At 68.0% G+C, this 21,620-nt stretch carries 20 protein-coding genes; 15 read left to right on the plus strand and 5 right to left on the minus strand.

Features of this window, described 5'->3' with window-relative positions:
• Positions 1 to 214 precede the first annotated feature (214 nt).
• A complete protein-coding gene (gene purN / locus AB4Y72_RS18605; protein ID WP_441427617.1) occupies positions 215 to 790 on the minus strand; it encodes a phosphoribosylglycinamide formyltransferase in 576 nt (191 codons plus the stop codon).
• A 39-nt stretch (positions 791 to 829) separates the two neighbouring features.
• Between purN and AB4Y72_RS18610 the strand changes: the two genes are divergently transcribed.
• Positions 830 to 1,285, plus strand: a complete 456-nt coding sequence (locus tag AB4Y72_RS18610) for a hypothetical protein (RefSeq protein WP_441427618.1) — start codon at positions 830 to 832, stop codon at positions 1,283 to 1,285.
• Positions 1,286 to 1,296: 11 nt separating this feature from the next.
• Here the strand turns inward: AB4Y72_RS18610 and AB4Y72_RS18615 are convergent, their stop codons facing one another.
• A complete protein-coding gene (locus AB4Y72_RS18615; protein ID WP_441427619.1) occupies positions 1,297 to 2,616 on the minus strand; it encodes a cell division protein PerM in 1,320 nt (439 codons plus the stop codon).
• 229 nt (positions 2,617 to 2,845) lie between these two features.
• Here AB4Y72_RS18615 and AB4Y72_RS18620 point away from each other — a divergent pair, with 229 nt between their 5' ends.
• Positions 2,846 to 3,265, plus strand: coding sequence for a DUF4383 domain-containing protein (locus tag AB4Y72_RS18620; protein WP_441427620.1), 420 nt, complete (start codon positions 2,846 to 2,848; stop codon positions 3,263 to 3,265).
• Between the two features lie 211 nt (positions 3,266 to 3,476).
• On the opposite strand, the gene AB4Y72_RS18625 is transcribed toward AB4Y72_RS18620, so the two are convergent.
• Together AB4Y72_RS18625 and AB4Y72_RS18630 are read right to left on the minus strand one after the other, a co-directional pair.
• Positions 3,477 to 3,932, minus strand: a complete 456-nt coding sequence (locus AB4Y72_RS18625; protein ID WP_441427621.1) for a hypothetical protein — start codon at positions 3,930 to 3,932, stop codon at positions 3,477 to 3,479.
• A gap of 31 nt (positions 3,933 to 3,963) precedes the next feature.
• The gene (locus AB4Y72_RS18630) at positions 3,964 to 5,268 is read right to left on the minus strand and encodes an MFS transporter (protein WP_441427622.1); all 1,305 of its coding nucleotides are present in this window, start codon (positions 5,266 to 5,268) and stop codon (positions 3,964 to 3,966) included.
• Positions 5,269 to 5,857: 589 nt separating this feature from the next.
• Between AB4Y72_RS18630 and AB4Y72_RS18635 the strand changes: the two genes are divergently transcribed.
• The 10 genes from AB4Y72_RS18635 (at position 5,858) to AB4Y72_RS18680 (ending at position 16,284) form a co-directional block, all read left to right on the plus strand.
• The gene (locus tag AB4Y72_RS18635) at positions 5,858 to 6,466 is read left to right on the plus strand and encodes a helix-turn-helix domain-containing protein (protein WP_441427623.1); all 609 of its coding nucleotides are present in this window, start codon (positions 5,858 to 5,860) and stop codon (positions 6,464 to 6,466) included.
• A 234-nt stretch (positions 6,467 to 6,700) separates the two neighbouring features.
• Positions 6,701 to 8,065: an FAD-dependent oxidoreductase gene (locus tag AB4Y72_RS18640; RefSeq protein WP_441427624.1), complete on the plus strand. Its 1,365-nt coding sequence runs from the start codon at positions 6,701 to 6,703 to the stop codon at positions 8,063 to 8,065.
• The gene (locus AB4Y72_RS18645) at positions 8,062 to 9,360 is read left to right on the plus strand and encodes a CaiB/BaiF CoA transferase family protein (RefSeq protein ID WP_441427625.1); all 1,299 of its coding nucleotides are present in this window, start codon (positions 8,062 to 8,064) and stop codon (positions 9,358 to 9,360) included. The genes AB4Y72_RS18640 and AB4Y72_RS18645 overlap by 4 nt, the downstream gene beginning before the upstream one ends.
• Positions 9,357 to 10,175: an enoyl-CoA hydratase-related protein gene (locus AB4Y72_RS18650; RefSeq protein ID WP_441427626.1), complete on the plus strand. Its 819-nt coding sequence runs from the start codon at positions 9,357 to 9,359 to the stop codon at positions 10,173 to 10,175. Before AB4Y72_RS18645 ends, AB4Y72_RS18650 begins: the two co-directional genes overlap by 4 nt.
• An 85-nt stretch (positions 10,176 to 10,260) precedes the next feature.
• Positions 10,261 to 11,223, plus strand: a complete 963-nt coding sequence (locus AB4Y72_RS18655; protein ID WP_441427627.1) for a dihydrodipicolinate synthase family protein — start codon at positions 10,261 to 10,263, stop codon at positions 11,221 to 11,223.
• Positions 11,223 to 12,011, plus strand: a complete 789-nt coding sequence (locus tag AB4Y72_RS18660; protein WP_441427628.1) for an SDR family oxidoreductase — start codon at positions 11,223 to 11,225, stop codon at positions 12,009 to 12,011. The genes AB4Y72_RS18655 and AB4Y72_RS18660 overlap by 1 nt, the downstream gene beginning before the upstream one ends.
• A 49-nt stretch (positions 12,012 to 12,060) precedes the next feature.
• Positions 12,061 to 13,563: an aldehyde dehydrogenase family protein gene (locus AB4Y72_RS18665; RefSeq protein WP_441427629.1), complete on the plus strand. Its 1,503-nt coding sequence runs from the start codon at positions 12,061 to 12,063 to the stop codon at positions 13,561 to 13,563.
• A gap of 6 nt (positions 13,564 to 13,569) precedes the next feature.
• Positions 13,570 to 13,908 carry a ferredoxin gene (gene fdxA, locus AB4Y72_RS18670; protein ID WP_441427630.1) on the plus strand — a complete coding sequence of 113 codons (339 nt, stop codon included), beginning with the start codon at positions 13,570 to 13,572 and terminating at the stop codon, positions 13,906 to 13,908.
• Positions 13,909 to 14,049: 141 nt separating this feature from the next.
• Entirely contained in the window at positions 14,050 to 15,261 is a 1,212-nt protein-coding gene (locus tag AB4Y72_RS18675) for a serine hydrolase domain-containing protein (protein WP_441427631.1), read from the plus strand.
• 93 nt (positions 15,262 to 15,354) lie between these two features.
• On the plus strand, positions 15,355 to 16,284 hold the full coding sequence (locus tag AB4Y72_RS18680; RefSeq protein ID WP_441427632.1) for an HNH endonuclease: 930 nt from the start codon (positions 15,355 to 15,357) through the stop codon (positions 16,282 to 16,284).
• 83 nt (positions 16,285 to 16,367) lie between these two features.
• Here AB4Y72_RS18680 and AB4Y72_RS18685 read toward each other — a convergent pair whose 3' ends face one another.
• Positions 16,368 to 17,819, minus strand: a complete 1,452-nt coding sequence (locus AB4Y72_RS18685) for a phenylacetate--CoA ligase family protein (protein ID WP_441427633.1) — start codon at positions 17,817 to 17,819, stop codon at positions 16,368 to 16,370.
• A 288-nt stretch (positions 17,820 to 18,107) separates the two neighbouring features.
• Here AB4Y72_RS18685 and AB4Y72_RS18690 point away from each other — a divergent pair, with 288 nt between their 5' ends.
• The 3 genes from AB4Y72_RS18690 to AB4Y72_RS18700 all read left to right on the plus strand — a co-directional run bounded on the left by AB4Y72_RS18690 (position 18,108) and on the right by AB4Y72_RS18700 (position 21,504).
• Positions 18,108 to 19,544 carry a flotillin family protein gene (locus AB4Y72_RS18690; protein WP_441427634.1) on the plus strand — a complete coding sequence of 479 codons (1,437 nt, stop codon included), beginning with the start codon at positions 18,108 to 18,110 and terminating at the stop codon, positions 19,542 to 19,544.
• Positions 19,545 to 19,656: 112 nt separating this feature from the next.
• The gene (locus AB4Y72_RS18695) at positions 19,657 to 19,893 is read left to right on the plus strand and encodes a hypothetical protein (protein ID WP_441427635.1); all 237 of its coding nucleotides are present in this window, start codon (positions 19,657 to 19,659) and stop codon (positions 19,891 to 19,893) included.
• A gap of 438 nt (positions 19,894 to 20,331) precedes the next feature.
• The gene (locus AB4Y72_RS18700) at positions 20,332 to 21,504 is read left to right on the plus strand and encodes a glycosyltransferase family 4 protein (protein ID WP_441427636.1); all 1,173 of its coding nucleotides are present in this window, start codon (positions 20,332 to 20,334) and stop codon (positions 21,502 to 21,504) included.
• The last annotated feature ends 116 nt before the right edge of the window (positions 21,505 to 21,620 follow it).

Consider the following 21,620-nt stretch of genomic DNA (forward strand, 5'->3'; position numbering starts at 1 on the left):
GGGCCACGGCATGACGGACCTTGATATCAGGTTGGGGTTTGCTCATAAGCAGCAGCAAACCCCACCACAGTGTCCATGGAGTCCTGAGACAGAGTGTCTACGAGGTCATGAGACATAAGTGTCTATTAAGTCATGAGACTCCACAGCCGTWTTGAGCGCKSAAAACGGCCCCTGCTGCTAGTYAGTTGGGTGTGCGGGCAGGCAGGACTGGGGGCTAGGCAGGGGTGCGGGCTGCGGCGAGGGACGCCAGGGTGGAGACCAGGAGCCGGCGCTCCACGACCTTGATCCGCTCGTGCAGGGATTCCTCAGTCTCGCCGTCCTCGACCGCCACGGCTTCCTGCGCGATGACGGGGCCGGTGTCCACCCCGGCGTCGGCCCAGTGCACCGTGCAGCCGGTGACCTTCACGCCGTAGGCCAGGGCGTCGCGGACACCGTGGGCACCGGGGAAGGACGGCAGGAGCGCCGGGTGCGTGTTGAGGTACTTGCCGCCGAACGCGTCGATGAAGCCCGCGCTGACAATCCGCATGAAGCCCGAGGACACCACCACGTCGGGGGCATAGGCGGCGACCGCTTCGGTCAGGGCCGCGTTCCAGGCCGCCCGGTCCGGGTAGGCCTTGAAGTCCACCACGAACGTGGGAATCCCGGCGGCCGCGGAGCGCTCTACCCCGAAGGTCCCCGGCCGGTCCGCGCCGACGGCGGCGATCTCGACGTCGAGCGCACCGGACTTCACGGCATCGATCACTGCCTGGAGGTTGGAGCCGGTGCCGGAGACGAGGACTACGATGCGCATGGTCCTAGCTTATGGGGCCGCTCGCGTAGGCTGGAAAACATGAACTCCCCCACGGACTCCGGCGGCAGCCAACCAGGCAGCCAACCAGGCAACCAGCCGGGCCGGCAGCCGGGCGACCCGGCGGCCAAGAAATCCGCGCAGCTGACCCACACCCTGTTCCGGCTGTTCGTGGTCGCGGTCCTGGCCTCGTTCCTCGTCTTCCAGCTCGACGTCAGCTACCTGTGGCTGACCGCCCTGCTCACGGCGGGCGCGATTGCGCTGGGCATTGTGCTGCTGATCCGGGCGGTGAAATACAAGGAGTCGCGGCTGGTGCTGTTCGGCACGATTTCCGGGCTCATCGTCTCGGGGGTCATGCTGCTGGTGATCCTCGCCTCGACCCTGTTCTTCACCCAGATCCGCGACTACCAGCACTGCGTCCGGCAGGCCCTGACGGAGGAGTCAACGTCCGCCTGCAGGACGCAGCTGCAGAACTCCATGCCCACGCAGTTCCGCTAGAACCCGGCTGGTCAGCGGCTGTTGACCGTCTCGAGGTCCGCCTCGCGCAGGTTCTGCCGGCGTTCCAGCCAGGGACCGGCCGCGTAGCCGATCACGACGCCGATCCCCACCTCCGCGGCCACGAACAGCGCCGTGCGGAGCGGGTCGGGCCCGATGTCCGTCAGCCTGCCGATGCCGGCCGAACCGCGGGCAAGCCAGGCCAGCCCGGCGGCGAGCAGCCCGGCGACAACACCGATTACCGCGCCCAGCACCAGGGTCGACGCAACGGCCGTAAACCAGCGGGCCCGGATCTTGATGGACAACCATTCGTCGAAGTGGTTCTCGCCTTCGCGCAGGAACCACCAGCCGGCCAGGACACCGCCGAGCACCGGCACCACGAGGGCAACGGAGCCAAAGTCCAGCGCCCCGGACGGCAGCGCGGCGAACACCGGAATGGACGGCAGTGGCCCCACGGCGGTCCCAAGCGGGCCGGCCAGCGAACCGGCCCCCAGGGCGAATCCGGCGCCGGAGATCCAAGCCAGGGCAAACACCACGAGGTTGGGCAGGAAGCCCAACTGCACAATGGTGAGGACGGCGCCGCCGGTAGCGCCGGCGTCGAGCCCTTCGTAGACAGCAACCACAAGGTTCCAGTGGATGAAAAGGTCGACGGCGAGCAGCGCCGCGGACATCGCCAGGCTCGCCATGAGCGCCACCCACCCGGCCTTGATGGCCGAGCCCAGGTAGGAGCCGGCCCAGCGGGAGTGCTGGCTGGTGCGGGAAAGCCAGGCCACGGCGTCGACGCCGATCAGCCGGCTCCACGAGCCGGCCTCGCGGCGCGCCCCGACCACCATGCCCAGCCCGAACGGGACGAGCGGAATCAGGGCGGCGGACCAGAGGCTGATGCCGACGTCGTCCGTGCGGCAGACGAAGCCGGTGGCGATCCCGAAGCCCGCATACACGAGCCAGGAACCGAGCAGCGCCTGCCAGAGCTGGTCCGTATAGGAGGCGCGGGCGAGCCGGCGTCCGGCGCGCCAGGCGAGCAGGAACGGGATGAGGGTCAGCCCGAGGGGAATAAGGGAGAGCGTGCCGGGCTCCGGGTGCGCGGCCCCGCCGACCCCGGGAGCGTCCAGCAGCAGGGGCACGCCGTGGATCAGCAGCCAGGCCTGGCCCGCCAGGCGCGCCAGGACGTCAAAGCCGCTGTTCTGGAATCCGGCGGTGACCCAGACCGTGACGATCGGCGCCACCACCACGAGCGCGGAGATGACCGCGGCCTGGGCGGATTCGAGGGCGCCCTGCAGCCACAGGGGCATGGGGAGGCCACGTTGTCCGGTCTGATCAGCGCGCAGTTTCATCGAGATCCATGGTGCCACGCGCCCGGCATCCGGCCCGTTACCGACAGGCACTAAGCCCGGATCGGCGGAATTCGCCCGGCCCGGACGCCCCGGACGCCGGAGCTTTTTCCACACCCGGGCCGTAAAATTGTAAATGTCCGCAATCAGTGGTTGGAGGCAGCAAATGACTACCGCATCTCCTCATGCCCATGGCGTTCATTTTGGTCGGACAGATGTGCAGAACGTTGGCATGGGTGTAGGTATCGTCCTTATCGTCGTGGGCATCCTGGGGTTCATCCCGGGCATCACAACGAACTACAGCGAACTCAGGTTCTTCGGGCCCGATTCCAAGGCCCTGTTCCTGAACCTGTTCCAGGTGTCGATGTTGCTGAACATCGTTCAGCTCGCGATCGGCGCCACCGGCCTGACCATGTCCCGGACGGCCATGGGTGCCCGGAATTTCCTCATGGGCTCCGGCCTGCTCTATATCGTCCTGAGCATCTACGGGTTCATCGTCGGCGTAGATTCGGCGGCCAACTTCCTGTCGCTGAACGCCATGGACGCTTGGGCCTTTATGGTGATGGGCATCGTAATGGCCGGCGCGGGCTGGCTTATGACAAGGCATCTTGAAGAAGACGTGAAGACCCGGTCATCAACCCCCGGGACCTAGGGAGCCGCGAATGAGTAACGTTTCATAGATTCGAAAAAATTCGTACTACCTGCTGGTGCAGTGGCTTAGCGGAAACGCGGCGGCTGCACCAGCTTTCCTTTGCACCCAACTGACTAGCAGCAGGGGCCGTTCTGAGGGCTCAAAACGGCCCCTGCTGCGAGTTAGTTGGGAGGATGCGGGTGCAGCCGGCGCTGGCTCGTTAGGTGGATGGTTAGGTGGCGTGCTCCCCCACCCGGGGCGGGAGGGTGTCCCACTCCGTTTCTGTGGCACGCATCCAGGGTAAGGGCAGCAGGTCCTTGATGCTGACCTTCCCCACTTTCCCCTCGGCGTCGACCAGGACGGAGGTCTCGGCACCGTAACTGCGCAGCAGTTCCCGGCAGAGGCCGCAGGGGTTCGTGACCTGGGGCTCGCCCCGGCCATCCATGCTGACGGCTACCACCGAGTGAATCGACGGCTCCTGGGCCATGCGGGCATTGGCGAGGGCGCTGGACTCGGCACACACATTGAGGCGTTTTGAGCCGATGTGCAGTCCGAAATAGATGGCCCCCGACCCGCCGCGCATGGCCACAGCCACCCGGTGGTTCTCGCTGTGATAAGCGGTAAGCAACATGCGGCGGGCTGCCTCGTAAAGCTCCACGTCAGGTTCGCTGAGTTCAAATGAGATCACGGTTGCCTCCAAGGGTTGCGGACTTGTGTTCCTACCGGCCGATGAAGATGCCGTTTTTCTTCCGGGCGAGCACATAGAACACGATGCTGAGCGCCGACAGGACAGCCACGTAAACCGGGAAGATCCAGGACGCGTTCATGGACTGGAGCCAGACCAGGAGGTAGGAGGCTGTGCCGCCGAAGAGGGCGACGCCGAGACCGTAGCCGAGTGCAGTGCCGGCGCCGCGGCAGCCCTTGGGCATCAGGGAGCTGGTGACGACGTTGTACAGGGTCATGTTCAGGACCAGGACAACCGAGCCGCCGAGGAGGACGGCAGCGAAGCCGGCGATGCCGGGCTTGACGTACATCAGCATCAGGAAGACGGACGGAATGGCCAGGGCGCGGGTGATCAGGAACCACTTGGACATCGACTTCCCGTCGGCAACCTTGCTGATGATGAGGCTGCCGACGACCAGCACGACGCCAAGAACGGTGGTGAGCGCGAAGACCGCGGTTGCGTCCTCCTTGAAGCCGGTGCGGGCCGCTGTCGGCAGGCCGGTGTTCCAGGCGTAGTTGTAAGCCTGCGCCGCGCCGACGACGAAGGTGATGGCCAGCACGCTGAGCCAGTGCTTGCGCACCCCGCCCCAGACCGTTTTCGCGGAGTTGTTCGCCAGTTCTTCGGGCTTCATGGTTTCCGGAAGCGTCCGGCGCAGGTAGACGACGACGAAGCCGAAGGCCGCGCCGACGACGAACGGCACCCGCCACCCCCAGTCGGCCATGACGGCTCCGCCGAGCATCAGGGACGAGAGGTAGCTGACCAGCGAGGCGAGCAGGATGCCCGCGTTGACGTAAAAGGAAATGATGCCGGCGACAAAGCCCTCGCGTCCCTCGGGGACAAGTTCGACGGCGTGGGCGGTGGACAGCGGCGCCTCAACGCCGGTGGAGATGCCCTGGACGATGCGGCAGACCAGCAGGATGATGCCGGCCGCGGGACCGATCTGGTCATAGGTCGGCGACACGGCAATGATCAGCGTGGTGACCGCCATCATCATGATGGACCAGACCATGACCCGCCGTCGTCCGATCCTGTCGGCGAAGGTGCCGAGCAGGATTCCGCCCAGCGGACGGAACGCGAAGCCAACGGCAAAGACCGCCAGTGCGCTCAGTGTTGCGGCAACCGGGTCCTGGGACGGGAAGAACTTGGGTCCGATGAAGGCCGACAGCAGGCCAAAGACCATCCAGTCGTACCACTCCAGCGTATTTCCGAGTCCGAGGCCGAGCAGTCCCCGGCGGATTTCCGGAGATAGCCGGGACTTCCGGCCTACCTCCAGGTCAGTCTTGACGACGGTGTCAGTCATGATTTCTTATTCCTTCCCCCGCACTTTCGGGGTGCGTGAGGGTACGGATTACCGGCGGGCACCCCGAATGGGGTCGCCGGCAATCGAAACTATCGTTTGGCTTGGTCCGCGGGGCGGGACCGGCTCACCACATGGGAGGCGAGTTAGCCCAGATAGCTACGCATGCCTCTTCGTAGCGCTTGAATGCAAACGGGCCATCCAGCTCGGCAACAAGAAACCTCATCTTCGTTGGCCGGCCAACATCGTGGTCTGCGGATGGCTTGGCAGATGTCACGGCTGCACTACCCAAGAAAGGAACGTGCTCACGGGGAGGATGCGCCTTCCGCCAGAAGGCCATGCGTCTCATCCTGCTCGAAGCGTTCTTCCCAAAGTGTTGCGGCTCACACAACTATATTGAAGATCTTTACAGAGTCAATGGTTTCCGGAGAAGTCCCGGGCCGCTGCCGGAGGCCGGCGCCAGGCCGCCCAACAAAGCCGCACGTCAGGGGCGAATCCGGGTGGAAAACCTAAAAAAATCGACCGAAACCTTGATTCGCTAAAAGTTTTCACTATAGTTATGTGTGTTAGCTCACCAAGAGAAAGTCTGACCATGGCCAACGAGAGCGTCCCGGGATCTTCCCCCGCCGGTACGAGCGTCCTTCTTGCCACCGTAGGCAACAAGGTCCGCAATATGCGTAAAGACAAAGGGATGACCCTGGCGAAGCTCTCCGAAGTCACTGGCCTCAGCCCGGCGATCGTCAGCCAGATCGAACGCGGCCTGGCCAATCCGTCATTCACCACCTTGGCGCAGCTGGCACACGGCCTGGACATCCCCGTGGGGAAGTTCTTCCTCGGACAAGAGGAAACCAGGTCCCCCGTGGTCCGCAAGGCCGAGCGGCGCAACCTCAAGGGCGTCACCAAGAAGTCTGTGGGTGAGGCGGTCTATGAACTGCTCACCCCGGACCTCAACGGTGCGCTGGAGGCCCAATGGATTGTGAGCCCGCCAGGCCACGACACCAGCGCCACACCTTTCCGGCACAGCGGCGAGGAGTTCGGCATCGTTCTTTCCGGCCGGAAGGACATCTTCCTGGACGGCGAGAAGTACACCCTCGAAGAAGGCGATTCGATCACCTTCTCGTCGGATACGCCCCACTGGTACAAAAACAGCTACGAAGAGGTATGCGTAGCGATCTGGGTTAACGCACCTCACGCGTGGTGATCCGCCGGCCCTAGCCGCCGTCGCCATTACCCGGCTCCGACACCACGGTGTCCGCCGGTCACCATTCCACACCCCGCAGCAAGGCCCGCGACGGGCCGCGCTGCGTCATACCCTCTGCCGGGTGGATTTTCGCGGTCAGCGTCGCTGCGTGCTCCCCCTTGCGTCTTCTGCCTCACGGCCGCCGTTCCATCGGCTCCGTATCACCGGTACCGCAGCCGGAAAGTAAGGATCCCCATGAACTCCCTTGAACTCAGCACCACGACGGCGGACCTCACCGCCCCCGTCATCTCCCGCTCCGACGTCCTGGTGGTCGGCGGCGGCCCCGCCGGCGTGGCCGCCGCCGTCACCGCGGCGCGCTCCGGCGCCTCCGTCACGCTGCTGGAACGTTACTCGTCCCTCGGCGGTCTGGCCTCCGGCGGCATGGTCCTGGTCCTCGATGACATGATCAACGGCCAGGAAATCACTGTCACCGGCATCGTCTCGGAATACGTCGAGAGGCTGCAGAAGCTCGGCCTGGCGATCGTCCCGCCGGCCGATGACCGCAAGGCCTCCGAGGAGCTGTGGAACAAGTGGGGCCGCTTCGGCACCTTTGACTTCCACACCCACGTCAATCCCAAGCCCATCTGCTACGCCGCCGCATTCGATCCCGACGGCTGGAAGCGTGTCTCCAACGACCTCGTCCGTGAGGCCGGCGTCACCCTCCGCCTGCACTCCTGGTTCTCTCGCCCGATCGTGGACAACGGCGTCATCAAGGGCGTCATCTGCGAGACCAAGTCCGGCCCGCAGGCCTTCATGGCGGACGTCGTCATCGACACCACCGGCGACATCGACGTCGCCTCCCGGGCCGGCGCCAGCTACGTCAAGGACAGCTACCTCACCACGCTGGTCTTCCGCCTCGGCAACGTGGACACCAACGTCGCGGAGGCCTTCGAACAGGCCAACCCCAAGGAAGCCCGCGCCATCAACCGCACCATCAAGCGCCTCCTCGGCGGTGCCTGGGAACTGTGGTGGCTCAAGACCCCCATCGACGGCGTCGTCTGGTGCAACGCCCCCCACATGACCGGCTACGACGGCGTCGACCCGGCAGACATGACTGCCGCCGAGTTCGCTGCCCGGGACCGGATCACCGAGGCCGTGGACTATGTCCGCGCCCACCTGCCCGGCTTCGAGAACTGCTACATGCTCGACGTCGCGTCCCAGATGGGCGTCCGGCAGACCCGCCTGCTCGAAGGCGAGTACGTCATGACCAAGGACGACATCACCTCCCGCCGGCACTTCGCCGACACCGTGGCCCGCGGCCGCGACTACTACTACCCGTACCGCTCGCTGCTGCCCAAGGAAGTGGACCAGCTCCTCGTCGCCGGCCGGCACTACTCGGCCACTCCCGAGGCGCAGAAGATGTCCCGCGAGATCCCGCCCTGCATGGCCATGGGCCAGGCCGTGGGCGTCGCCGCCGCGCTGGCCATCCAGAACGGCACCCTGGTCCGCGACGTCTCCGCTCTGGACATCCAGCAGGGCATGCGCCGCCACGGCGCGGACCCGGGCGACGTCCCGTCGTCGAACGCCAGCCTTGACGCGGACGCGGTGGTGGGAGCATGAGCACGGTTATCGACGACCTCTTCGCAGAAGACACGACAGCGGAAGGCACCACACCAGAGGGCACGACGGCGGCCCCCGCCGCTGAAACTGCCGGCATGCCGCTGCCCGCTAGTACCCCGCTCCCCCTGGACGGCATCAAGATCGTGGACTTCACCCAGGTGTTCATGGGCCCGTCCTGCACCCAGCTGCTGGGCGACTACGGCGCAGACATCATCAAGGTCGAGCGTCCGGGCGCCGGGGACATCTCCCGCAACTCGTTCCCGGACAAGGACGGCCAGGACAACCCGATCTTCCTCTCCATCAACCGGAACAAGCGCAGCATCTCCGTGGACACCCGCACCGACGAGGGCAAGGACGTCCTCCGCCGGCTGCTCTCCGACGCCGACGTGGTGGTCAGCAACTTCCGCTCTGGCGTGATGGAGCGGATGGGCTTCGGCTACGAGGACCTCAAAGAGCAGAACCCGGGCATCATCTGGGCCTCCGGCACAGGTTTCGGCCCCGAGGGCCCCTACTCGCACAAGGGCGGCCAGGACGCGATCGCCCAGGCCTACTCCGGCGTCATGTGGCGGCGCGAGTCGGACGACGTGAAGCCCTCGATCTACCCCACTACCCTGTGCGACTACATCACCGGCATGCACCTGATGCAGGGCATCCTGCTGGCGCTCCGCACCCGGGAGTCCGCCGGCGTCGGGCAGAAGGTGGAGGTGACCATGTATGACTCCATGCTGCACCTGCAGATGCAGGAGGCCTGCATGCAGCTCAACCGCGGCTACGAGGTCAACTGGGGCGCCATGCCGCTCAGCGGCGTCTTTGAAACCACGGACGGCGCCGTCTGCATGGTGGGCGGCTTCACCCCGGACCCGCTGGCCCGGATCTCTGAGGCCCTGGGCCTGGACGAGGACCTCACGCTCCGGCCCGAGTTCGCGACCCTGGAGCAGCAGTTCCAGCACAAGCCGGCGCTGCAGGCGATCTTCCGCGAGCGCATTGCCACGAACACCACGGAGTACTGGACCGGCAGGCTGGAGGACAAGGGGCTGCTCAACGCCCCCGTGCACACCCTGGAGCAGACCCTGGCCGACGCGCAGACGCAGGCCAACGGCATGATCGTCGAGGCCGACCACCCCGGCGTCGGCACCGTGAAAATGCTCAACGCGCCCATCCGGCTTTCCGCCACCCCGCCCACCATCCGCCGGGTGGCCCCGCGGCTCGGCGAGCACAACGTCGAGGTGCTGCTGGAGAACGGGTTCGACGCCGAGACCATCGAACGCCTGCAGCAGCTGGGGGTGCTCCGGTGACCGCTGGGAAGACCACCGCAGTTCCGGACGCCGTGGACGAGGTCACGCTGACCATCGAGAACCACGTGGCCACCGTGGTGATCGACCGCCAGCATGTCCTCAACGCCGTCGACGGCCGCGCCCAGGCCCGGCTCAACGAGATCTGGGACCGGCTCGAAGCCGATCCCGACGTCCGGGCCGTGGTCATCACCGGCGCCGGCACCCGTGCGTTCTGCGTGGGCGCGGACATGTCCGCCTCCGCCGTGGACAAGACCGGCCTCGAGTACTGGGCCGGCCTGGACCCCAACGGCTTCGGCGGGCTCAGCCTGCGCACCACACTGGACGTGCCGGTGATCGCGAAAGTCAACGGCTACGCGCTGGGCGGCGGCATGGAGATCGTGCTCGGCGCCGACATCGTGGTCGCCGCGGACACGGCCCGCTTCGGGCTGACCGAGCCGCGCGTCGGGCGCCTGGCGCTCGACGGCGGCATCCACCAGCTGGTGCGCCGCATCCCGTACACCCAGGCGATGGGCATGCTCCTAACCGGGCGGAAGGCCGAGGCCGCGGAGATGCAGTCGATGGGCCTCGTCAACGAGGTGGTTCCCGCCGCCGAGCTCGACGCCGCGGTGCAGCGCTGGCTGGATGCGATCCTCGCCTGCGCCCCCACCTCCGTCCGGGCGGTCAAGCAGATGGTCACGCAGACCGCGCACCTGACCGCCGCCGAGGCCCGCGGGCTCCGGCTCCCGGCCCTCATGGCGGCGCTGGACAGCGAGGACTCCGCCGAGGGCGTCCGCGCCTTCCAGGAGAAGCGCCCGCCGGTCTGGCCTGGACGTTAGAGCTGCAGACGGTGGAGCTGCAGCCGTCAGAGGCGCAGCCGCGAGCGATGCAGCAATTCGCAGGAAAACGAACGCAGGACAACGAATGAAGGAGAATCCCATGCGGGAGTCACTGACCCCCGGAGTCTGGGGCGTCGTCGCCACACCCTTCCAGGGCAGCAGCCTGGACGTGGACTTCGACAGCCTCGCCGGGCTCGTAGAACGGTACGAAGCCATTGGCGCCACCGGCCTGACGGTGCTGGGCGTGTTCGGCGAAGCCGCGGCCCTGACCTCCGGGGAGCGCGCCCAAATCCTGGAAACAGTCGTCGAATGCACCGGCCTCCCGCTGGTGGTCGGCGTGACGGCGTTGGCCACCCGGCCGGCCATCGAGGAAATCCTCGCGGCCCAGGCCGTCGCCGGCGAGCGCCTGGCGGCCGTCATGGTCCAGGCCAACTCGCCGCGTGCGGACACGGTGATGCGGCACCTGGACGCCATCCACCGGGCCACCGGCGCCAAGGTGGTCCTGCAGGATTACCCGGTGGCCAGCGGCGTCAGCATCACCACGCAGTCCCTGATCACCGTGGTGCAGGCCTGCAGCTTCGTCATCGCGGTCAAGGCCGAGGCCCCGCCCACGTCCGTGGCGATCGGACAGCTGACCGCAGCCCTCGACGTCTCGGTGTTCGGCGGCCTCGGCGGGCAGGGACTGCTGGACGAACTCATGGCTGGCGCCGCCGGGGCGATGACCGGTTTCTCCTACCCGGAAGCGCTCATCGCGTGCGTGCAGGCCTGGCAGGCCGAGGGCTACGAGGCCGCACGCACTGCCCTGCTGCCCTACCTGCCGCTGATCAACTTCGAACAGCAGGCCCGGATCGCCCTGGCCGTCCGCAAGGAATGCCTCCACCAGCGCGGCCTGATTGCCGACGCCGGTGTCCGGGCCCCTGCGTCGCCGTTCCCGGAGGTTCTCCGGCTGAGCATGCTCAATCATCTGGCAGAGGCGGCCGCGGCCCTGGAAGCGCATTCTTCCGCGCCGAACCCGGCCATCACTCTCACTACGGCAGGAAGTTACTGATGGACCTCGGAATCAGCGGAAAGACCGCCTTCGTGGCCGCCTCGACCGGCGGCCTCGGCCTCGCCATCGCCCGGGCCCTCGCGGCCGAAGGCGCCCGGGTGGCCATCACCGGGCGGCGCCAGGTCCGTGCCAAGGAAATCGTCGCCGAACTGACGGACGCCTACGGGCCGGGCGCCGTCGCCATCGAGGCGGACCTGAGCACCGCAGAAGGCGTGGCCGCCGCCGTCGAGCAGGCCGTGGCGGAACTCGGACCCATCGACATCCTGGTCCTCAACGGTCCCGGGCCGAAGCCCGGGGCCGCCGCGACCCTCGGCGCCGAGGACATTGCCGCCGCGTTCGACCAACTCGTCAAACCCCATCACGCGCTGGTCTCACACATCCTGCCGGGCATGCGGGAACGGCGCTGGGGGCGGATCCTCGCGGTCGGCTCGAGCGGGGTGGTGGCGCCGCTGCCCAACCTGGCCCTGTCCAACACCGGCCGCGCCGCATTGGCCGGCTACCTCAAGACCCTCGCCGCCGAGGTCGCCCTGGACGCGGTCACGGTCAACATGCTGCTGCCCGGCCGCATCGCCACGGACCGGGTGGCCGAACTCGACCACGCCGCCGCCAAGCGCCGCGGCACCACGCCCGAGGAAATCCAGCTCGAATCCCGCAAGACCATCCCCGCCCGCCGCTACGGCGAACCCGAGGAATTCGGCGCCGCCGCCGCGTTCCTGTGCAGCGCCCCGGCCTCCTACATCACCGGCGTGGCCCTGCGCTGCGACGGCGGCCTCATCCGCGGGCTCTAGCCGCACCCCACGTCCGTCCCTCATCTTCCCCCCGACCCGAAGGAACCCCATGACTTCCACGGCAACAGACCTCTCCACCTCCACTGAGACTGCCACTGAGCGGGACCTCATCACCGCCCGGCACCTCATCAACGGCGAATGGCTCGGCGAGGCGGACACCGAACGCATGAACCCGGCCCGCCCGGGTGAGCTCGCCGTCCTCTCCCCCAGCGGCACCGCGGCCGACGTCGACGCGGCCATCAGTGCCGCCACCGCCGCCCAGCCGGCCTGGGCCGCCCTGCCCGCCCCGGCCCGCGGCGCCATCCTCATGGCCGCCGGCGACCTCCTGCTGGACCGCCAGGCCGCGATCGCCGCGGACCTGGTCCGCGAGGAAGGCAAGACCCTTGCCGAGGCCAAGGGCGAGGTCAAGCGCGCCTCGGACGTGCTGCGGTTCTTCGGCTCGCTCGGCTGGGCCGCCACCGGCGAGGTGCTGCCCAGCGGCCTGCCGGACACCACCATCACCACCCGCCGCGAGCCGCTCGGCGTCGTCGGCCTCATCACGCCATGGAACTTCCCCATCGCCATCCCGGCCTGGAAGTCCGCCCCGGCGCTGATCAGCGGCAACGCCGTGGTCATCAAGCCGGCCGAGCTCACCCCGCTCTCCGCCACCCACCTGGCCCGCGCCCTGCAGGACGCCGGGCTGCCCGCCGGCGTGTTCAACGTGGTCCACGGCAAGGGCCGCGTGGTGGGCGACGCCCTGGCCCGCGATCCGCGCATCGCCGGGATGTCCTTCACTGGTTCCACCAAGGTGGGTCTGGGCCTGCAGGAGATCCTCAACGGCCGCCGGGCCCGGGTCCAGCTGGAAATGGGCGGCAAGAACGGCGTGCTGGTCCTCGACGACGCCGATCCGCGCAAGGCCGCCAAGGTGGTGGCTGCCGGCGCGTTCGGCCTCACCGGCCAGGCCTGCACCGCGACGTCCCGCGTCTACGTCACCCCCGGCATCCGCGAGGGCTTCCTGGCGGCCCTCGTCGAGGAAGCCGCCGCCTACACCCCCGGCGACGGCCTCGGCCGGGACGGAGCGGGCGGAGCCGCCATGGGCGCCGTCGTCAGCGCCCAGCAGTTCGAACAAGACCAGGCGGCGGTGCGCGGCGCCGTCGAACGCGGCGCCACGCTGCTGCACGGCGCGTACGACGGCGGCGCGGACGCCGGTTTCCTCTTCCCGGCCGCCATCCTCACGGACCTGCCCTTCGACGACGCCGCCGTGACCGAGGAGATTTTCGGCCCCGTGGTGGCCGTCCTCGAGGTCCCCGACTACGAGGCAGGGCTCGCCGCGATCAACGATTCCCGTTACGGCCTCACCGCCGGCATCTGCACCGACTCGCTGGCGTTCGCCACCGACTTCGCCGCGCGCGCCCAGGCCGGCGTCATCAAGGTCAACCGTCCGACGGCGGGCCTGGACCTGAACGTGCCGTTCGGCGGGGTCAAGGACTCCTCCACCAACACGTTCCGCGAACAGGGGAAGTCCGCGCTGGACTTCTTCACGTGGGGCAAGACCGTCTACACGGGCGTGTAGCCTGCCATGACGTACGTGATCGCGCAGCCCTGCGTGGATGTGAAGGACAAGGCCTGCATCCAGGAATGCCCGGTGGACTGCATCTATGAGGGCGAGCGCTCGCTCTACATCCACCCGTCCGAGTGCGTGGACTGCGGCGCCTGCGATCCCGTCTGCCCGGTCGAGGCGATCTACTACGCGGACGACGTCCCAGATGAGTGGGCCGATTACGTGCGTGCCAACGTGGAGTTCTTCGAGGAGCTGGGGTCGCCGCAGGGCGCCTCGGCCCTCGGGAACCTGCACCGCGACCACCCGGTGGTGGCGGGCGCGCCGGCAACGGCCGGAACCCTCAGTTCAGACCGTTGAGCCCGTGACCTATGGCTCTAGTCGCCGGACGGCAGGCTGAGGAGCATCACAAAGGACAGGACTGTGCCCGGCCAGACGGAGGGGTGGCCAGCGGCATCCTCCTGCCCCTAGTGCATACCCGACCTGCAAGAAGGACCCTCCATGTCGGTGGCCAGGATTCGCACAACATCGCGCCGGCTCACGGCGGCCCTCACCGCCGTCGTGCTCACGGCGGCCCTGGCCGGGTGCAGCCCCGGGCCGGAACCGCCGGCCCAGCCGCCCCCGCCCGAGTCCGGCTACCGGGCGGTGCTCAAAGAATTCAGCCAGCGGATGCTCGACGGCGGCGCCCCCGCCGTGCTGATCCAGGTCCGCGTGGGCGCGGACGAATGGTCCGCGGCCTACGGTGTCCGGAACCTGGACAGCCGTTTCCGGGCCCAGATAACGGACCCCGTCCACGTCGGCGGCATCACCAAGTCCATGGTGGCGGTCTCGGTGCTGAAGCTGGTCCAGGAAGGCCGGATCCAGCTGGACGCACCGGTCAGCACCTACCTGCCGGACTTTGAGAAGGTCATGCACCCGCCGGGGCCCGTTACCGTGCGCCAACTGCTGCAGCACCGCTCCGGCATGCCATCCGTGGACGGGCCGTTGTACGATCCGGACACCGTGCGGCAGGCGCTGACCACCAAGGTGAGCCTGGCGCAGCTGCTGGCCATGGCGGGCCGCATTTCCTGGCGGCCGAAGCTGGCCCAGGGATTCGAGTACTCCAACTCCAACTACATTGCCCTGGCGCTGATCGTCGAGCGCCTGCGGCGCAGGCCGATCGGCGAGGTGATCCGCACCGACGTCATTGAGCCGCTCGGGTTGACCGGAACCTCGATGACGGCGGCCGGGCCCGCGCCGTCGTCCATGGTCCATGGCTACATCACGCTGGACCGCAAACCGCTCGACGTCACCTACCCCGCGGCCCAGATCGACAACGCCGCCGGCGGCATGGTGTCCTCCATGGCGGACGTGAACACGTTTTACCGCGCCCTGCTGCAGGACCGGCTGCTCAAGCCTGACACGATCACGCAGATGCAGAGCCCGCTCTACGCCAGGTACGGGCTCGGGGTGGTCCGCTGGAACGACCTCTGCACGAATGACTTCTACTACGGCCATCCCGGCGACGTTCCCGGCTACGGCACCATCGCCATGACCAGCTCGGACGGAACCCGGCAGCTCGCCATGGCCGTGGCCTACCCGCCGGCACCGCTGGAACCCGGGGCCAGCCGCATCCTGCAGGAAATGGAGGCCATCGCCGAGGACACCCTCAACGCCACCTGTGACGACGGCCCGTCAGCGCCCGTCCAGGCCGCCGCGGCCGGTCCGGGCTAGCGGCGCGTTCGGGTGCAGCCCTCTCGGCGCACACATTTCCGTGACAATTGCGCAAAGCGACCATGGCGCACGGCTCACTGCGACAATGGGCAGATGACAGCCATGATCCTCGTCTGGAACCCGGACGAATGGAACGAGTGGACCTACCCTTCAGTGCTGGAAGAGGTTGCCGAAACCGGCTGGTTCCTGGCCAGCTGGGAGCTGGACGTCCGGGAGCTTGACGGCCAGGCCGGTGGACAGGCCGGGTTCGCCGGCTCCGGCACGGAGGCGTGGCTCGTGCTGCAGGGCAGCCACGGCCGCGGTTTGATCGGCCACGGCGTTATCGTCTCGGAACGGCCGGCGCCCCGGCTTCACGAACCGGGCGCCGGGAGCGCCGCGCCGCCCGGTCCCCCGCGATCCGCTTCCTCGCTCTACGTCCGCGTGGCGTTCGATGCCCTCCTGGCCGCCGGAGACCAGATCCCGCCCGGGGTCCTCAAGGAGGCCCTGCCTGGTATCGACTGGTACGCGGTGGACGGCTCCGGCCTGGCCGTCGAACCGTCCGCCGAGCCCCTGCTCCGCGGGCTCTGGAGCGAATTCGGCCCGCAGCCGGCGGCTGACCCCACCCAGCCCGTGCCCGGCACGGTCCCGGCGGCCGTGGTCAGCCGGGTCGAGGTGAACCGGTATGAACACAGCCCGGATGCGCGGCGGGCGTGCATCGCCCATCACGGGACCAGCTGCGCCGTGTGCGGGTTCTCGTTCGAAATCGCGTACGGGGAGATCGGCAAGGAGTTCATTCCGGTCCACCATCTGGTCCCGGTGTCGCAGCTGGGCAGCCACTATGAGCTGGATCCCGTGACCGACCTCGTGCCGCTCTGCGCCAACTGTCACGCCATGGCACACCGCGGGGTGGGGACCCCGCGCACGGTTGCGGAGCTGCGCCGGATCATGGCCGCCGCAGGCTACCTGGCCGGACACGCGCTGACCCCGGACGAACTCCAGGCCCAGCAGGACGCCCGGCGAATCTTGGAACAGAAAGAGCGCTAATGGGGGTATAGGAGGCAGCCGGTAACGGAGGCGGAGCGGTATAGCGAGGTAACGGAGGCGTGCGGGCAGCTGCAGTATCGCCCCTAGGCGGACCACACCTCGCGGTACTTGCCGCTCCGGTCCGGCCGGGGCGGCTCATCGGCAAACCGGACGTCGACGCCGTCGGCACCCTGGGCGGCAAAGAACGCACCCAGGCGCTCCCCCACCACCGCCCGCACGGCCGCCGTCGCCGCCCCGGGCCAGAGCTCAAGCCGCACGGTCAGCGACCGCGGGCCGGTGCGGACCGCCTGGAACCGGCGGACGCCGTCGGTCTCCTCGATCACCGTGCCCAGCGCCAACGGCAGCACCGTCACCACAGCCCCGCCCAGACCAGCCCCGCTCAAACCAGCAACGTCCGCGGCAGCCCCGTCCAAACCAGCCCCGGCCGCGGCAGCAAAGGTCAGCACGTCGCCGCTGCGGCCTTCCACCCGCACGGCCGGAAACGGGCTGCCGCATGTGCACGGCCCGGGAACCAGCTGCACCCTGTCGCCCAGGTTGTACCGGATGAGGGGCTGGACCCGGTTGGCCAGGTTGGTGACCAGAACCGTATGGGAGAGTTCACCGGCCGGGACGGGCTGGTACTTCTCGTCTACCGGCTCCAGGATGTGCCAGTCGGCGTTGACGTGGAACTGCCCCTGCCGGCACCGGCTGGTCAGGGCCGGCACTTCCGAGGCAAGGTAGCGCAAGGCCACACGGCAGCCAAGGGACTCCTCGATGTCCGCCGCGCCCTTGGCCGCCAGGGCCTCCCCGGAGGCGACCGCCAGGATCGGACGGATCCTGAGCCGTCCCGATTTCTCTTCGGGCACCAGTTGCAGCATGGCGCTCGGATATCCGTAGAGCAGGGTCGGCTGGAACTCGTTGAGCTCTGCCACGAGTTCCGGGAGCGGCCGGAGCACGGAGAACACGCGGACCCGGCGCGCGATCTGCTGACTGCGGCGCCGCGCCATCTCCGTCAGTACGAGGCCGGCAAAGTGGTCCCCGTCCGCGATCAAGGCCCCGGCGCGCAGCCCCCGCCGCAGGAATGCCCGGGCCTCCGCAGCCGTCACCAGCATCCGCCGCTCACGGATCCGGGCGAGCAGGTTCGCCACCTGCAACGAGTTCCTGTCATGGAGCAGGACTGCGGGTTCTCCGGTGGACCCGGACGTCTTCATGACGAGGTACTGCCCGCGGTAGAAGCCGCCGATCCGTGAGGGGTCGCCGAGGACGTCTTCTTTCAGGCTGCGAAGCGTGATGTGCGGATCGGTTACCCAGTCGTCGAAGTTTTCCATGAGCTCGCTCTTGCCCACCGGAGGTAGCTCGCGAAGGTTCCTCAGGGTTTCCGGGACGTCCCGGTACAGCCTGCGGTAGAAGGGCGAGGCGGACCGCGCATAATCAACGAGCACGGCGAGCCGGTCGTGTTGCCGGCGGCCAATCGCGTCCTGGCTGGCCCGCTCCGCGCGCCAAATATCCCAGCCGGTCCCGGTCATCCGTGTCGTCCCGGGAGGAGAGTCGCGCATCAGCCATCACCTTCCACGGTCGCCGTCGTTCGGCGGCCCGCCCATCCACGCTGGCCTGCCCACTTACGCTGGCACTGCGGCGCCCGCTCCAACAGGGGCTTTCGGCACCGGTGCGGGCCCGGGTTCGCCGAATTGCTGGACTTCCAAGCATGTAGGACCTCAGACTGTGTACAACGGCAGGCTGGGCGGCGCCGCAATTCCTGCCGCCGGGCCGGCCCGGGGACTACCAGCAGCATCGTTTGGGGCTTTGCTTTTATACCTTTTCCACCGCCGTGAAGGGATCTGGTTATGCCGGACTTGTCAGCTTTCTACCCGCTCATTTCGATCATCGTGGGGGCCGCCGTCGTCGTCGGCGTCATCTGGGTGGCAACAAAACTGATGTGGAAGGTGGCTGAACCGAACGAGGCCCTCATCATCTCGGGGCTGACGCGCGGCACGCTGGAGACCCGGGAGGGAATGGACTTCAAGATCGTCACAGGCAAGGGTGCCCTGGTGCTGCCCGGCTTACAGACCGTGCGGTCGCTGTCCCTGACGCTGAATGAGACCGAGCTCAAAGTCTCCTGCGTGACCTCCCAGGGTATCCAGGTGATCGTTGAAGGCGTGGTCATCTACAAGATCGGGGATGCCCCGCCGTTCATTGCCAATGCTGCGCGGCGGTTCCTGGGTCAGCAGCCCAAGATGGAGAGCCAGGTATACAACGTCTTCGAAGGCCACCTCCGCTCGATCATCGGCAGCATGACGGTGGAGGAAATCATCCGCGAGCGGGACAAGCTGGCCTCCCTGGTCCGCAGTGCCAGCGGCGTCGAAATGGAGAAGCTGGGGCTGGTGGTCGATTCGCTGCAGATCAAGGACCTCCAGGACCCCACGGGCTACATCCAGAACATCGCCATGCCGCACATTGCCTTGGTCAAGATGGAGGCCCGCATCGCGGAGGCCACCCGGAACCGCGAGGCGGCGGAAAAGGAAGCTGAAGCCGAAGCCTTGATCGCCGACGCCCGGAGCGTGTCCGCGATCCGGCAGTCCGTGGCGCAGGCCAACGCCGAGCGCGCGAAGGCTAACGCGGCCCAGGCCGGCCCGTTGGCCGATGCGTCGGCGCGCCAGCAGGTGGTGGTCCAGGAAACCGAGGTGGCCAAGCTCGAGGCCGACCGGGAGGAACAGAAGCTGCAGACCACCGTCCGCAAGCCCGCCGACGCGAGGGCCTACGCCAAGCGCACGGACGCCGAGGGCCAGAAAGCCGCGGACATCAGCGCCGCCGAGGCGTTGGCCCGGCGCACCGAACTCGAGGCCCAGGTCAATGCGCGCCGGACGGAACTGCAGGCCCAGGCGAACGCGAACGCGGCAGCGGCCGCAGCCGGTGCCACGAAGGTCACCGGCGAGGCCGAGGCTGCAGCCACGAAGGCACGCGGCGACGCCGCCGCCTCCGCCATCAAAGCCAAGGCCCTTGCCGAGGCGGAGGGCATCAAGGCCCGCGCCGAGGCGCTCGCCACCAACCAGGACGCCGTCATCTCCCAGCAGCTCGCCGAGAACATGCCGGCGATCGTGGCGGCGGCTGCCGAGCCGTTTGCGCACGTCGGCCAGATGACTGTCCTCAACGGCGGCGAAGGGGTCAACCAGATGATCGGCGGGATAATGGCACAGGTGGGCAACTACCTCCCGGCGCTCTCCACCGCGCTCAAGGACAGCAGGAGCACCGCCAAGCGCACCCCGAAGGCTCCGGAAGCATAGGGCCGCGATGCATGCGGAACTCCGGGAAGCCTGATGCCCTGGGTTGGTGATGCCCGGGGTACTGATACGCGGAGGTTCTGATGCACGGGGGTTCTGATGCAGGAGGGTTCTGATGCACAAGGATGTTGACCGGAGCCTGACGGGCAAGATCGGGCGCGTCACCGGACGGATCGGCCCGGGCACCATCGGGGAGGTCATGCTGCCCGTCCGCGGCGGAACCAGCGCGTTCCATGCGCACCCGTTCGACAAGACCAGCGTCTTCGCCGTCGGCGAGCGCGTTCTGGTCATCTATTTCGAACCGCCCCAGACCGTGTTTGTCGACGAACTGCCGGACGTACTCAAGGCCTGACGTCCTATGGACGCTGGGAGGCGACGGGCGTATTCTGAAGTTCCGTAGCCTCTGGAGGTATTTCTGATGGAAGGCAATATGCGTGTGCGTGGCCTGATAGAGAGGAACCCCATGGTTTCCGTCAATCCCGCACGCTTCCCGGTCGGCAATTGGCCCGATCCGCTCTAGCTCGTCTTTCGTCATGCCGTCCGGCACCGTTGCTTCGTGGGGTTTGCGCCGTGCATGCATGGCCGCAATCACGTACGCCCCCGTTGCACCTCCAGGCTCTTTGCGCGACTTACCCCGCCCTCTTGCCCGCCGGTTTCATGCCGGTTCCCCGCCCCCTTGCCCGCCCTGCTGCTAGCTTCCGTCTGAGCGCGCCCACCTGTTAACCCACTCTTCCCCTGCCGGCCACGCCCCCTCCCCCGCGCCGCAAGCCGCCGCCCGCACCGTGGAGGAGTGAGGATCGCAATCGTCGCCGAATCATTCCTGCCGCTCATGAACGGGGTTACCCACTCCATCCTGCGCGTGCTGGAGCATCTGCAGGAGCGCGGGGACGAAGTGCTGGTGATCGCGCCGTCCACGCAGGACACGGACGTCGCGGACGAGGTCTATGGTGCCCGTATCCATCGGCTCCCTTCGCTCCCGCTGGCCGGCTATGCGAATGTGCGGGTGGCGTTGGGCGGTGTGTATCGGGTCAAGCGAATCCTTGCCGACTACGCGCCCGACGTCGTTCACCTTGCGTCCCCGTTCGTGCTCGGCTGGCGCGCGGCGCAGGCCGCGCACCAGCTCGGCATCCCCGCCGTCGCCATCTACCAGACCGAGGTCCCCGGCTACGCAGGTCGCTACGGGGTCCCTTTCCTGGAGAACTGGGCCTGGAACCGCGTGGAACAGATCCACCTGCTGGCCTCCCGCACCCTGGTTCCGTCCACTTTCGCGCTCAACCAGCTCCGCGGCCGCGGCATTCCGCGCGTGGACATGTGGCGGCGCGGCGTGGACACGCAGCGGTTCAACCCGGACAAGCGCGACGCCGGCTGGCGGGCCTCCGTGGCTCCCGACGGCGAGCGCCTGATCGGCTACGTGGGACGGCTGGCGGCCGAGAAGCAGGTGGAGGACCTCGCGGTGCTGGCAGACGTTCCCGGGACCCGGCTCGTGATCGTCGGCGACGGTCCCCAACGCGCGGCCCTGGAAGCCGCCCTGCCGCGGGCCGTCTTCACCGGGTTTCTCGGCGGCGCCGACCTCGCCCGGGCGGTGGCGTCCTTCGACCTCTTCGTGCACCCCGGCGAGTTCGAGACCTTCTGCCAGACCATCCAGGAGGCCATGGCGTCGGGCGTCCCGGTGGTGGCCACCGGCCGGGGCGGTCCGCTGGACCTCGTGCAGAACTCGCGGACCGGCTGGCTGTACGAGCCCGGCGACCTCCCCGGGTTCCGGGCCCGGGTGATGGACCTGATGGGCGACGACGCCAAGCGCCGCGCGTTCGCCGCGGCCGCACACGCCTCGGTCCAGGGCAGGACGTGGTCCGTCCTCGGGGCCGAACTCGTCGGCCACTACCAGGCCGTCATCAGGGAGCCCGCCGTCGCCCCGTCCCCGCCCGTTGCCCTGTCACCTAGAGCGGCCAACCCGGGGTCATAAGCACCATACATGACAGCGCAACAGGGGGTTTGGGGCTTCCCCGCGGCCCCGGACCGCAACCGCCCTCGTAGTGGCGCAGAAGCAAGCGCCGCCCCGCCCTCGTGTTGACGCCCGGG

The sequence above is a fragment of the Arthrobacter sp. YAF34 genome (assembly GCF_052113245.1).
In the GTDB taxonomy this organism is placed as follows: domain Bacteria; phylum Actinomycetota; class Actinomycetes; order Actinomycetales; family Micrococcaceae; genus Arthrobacter.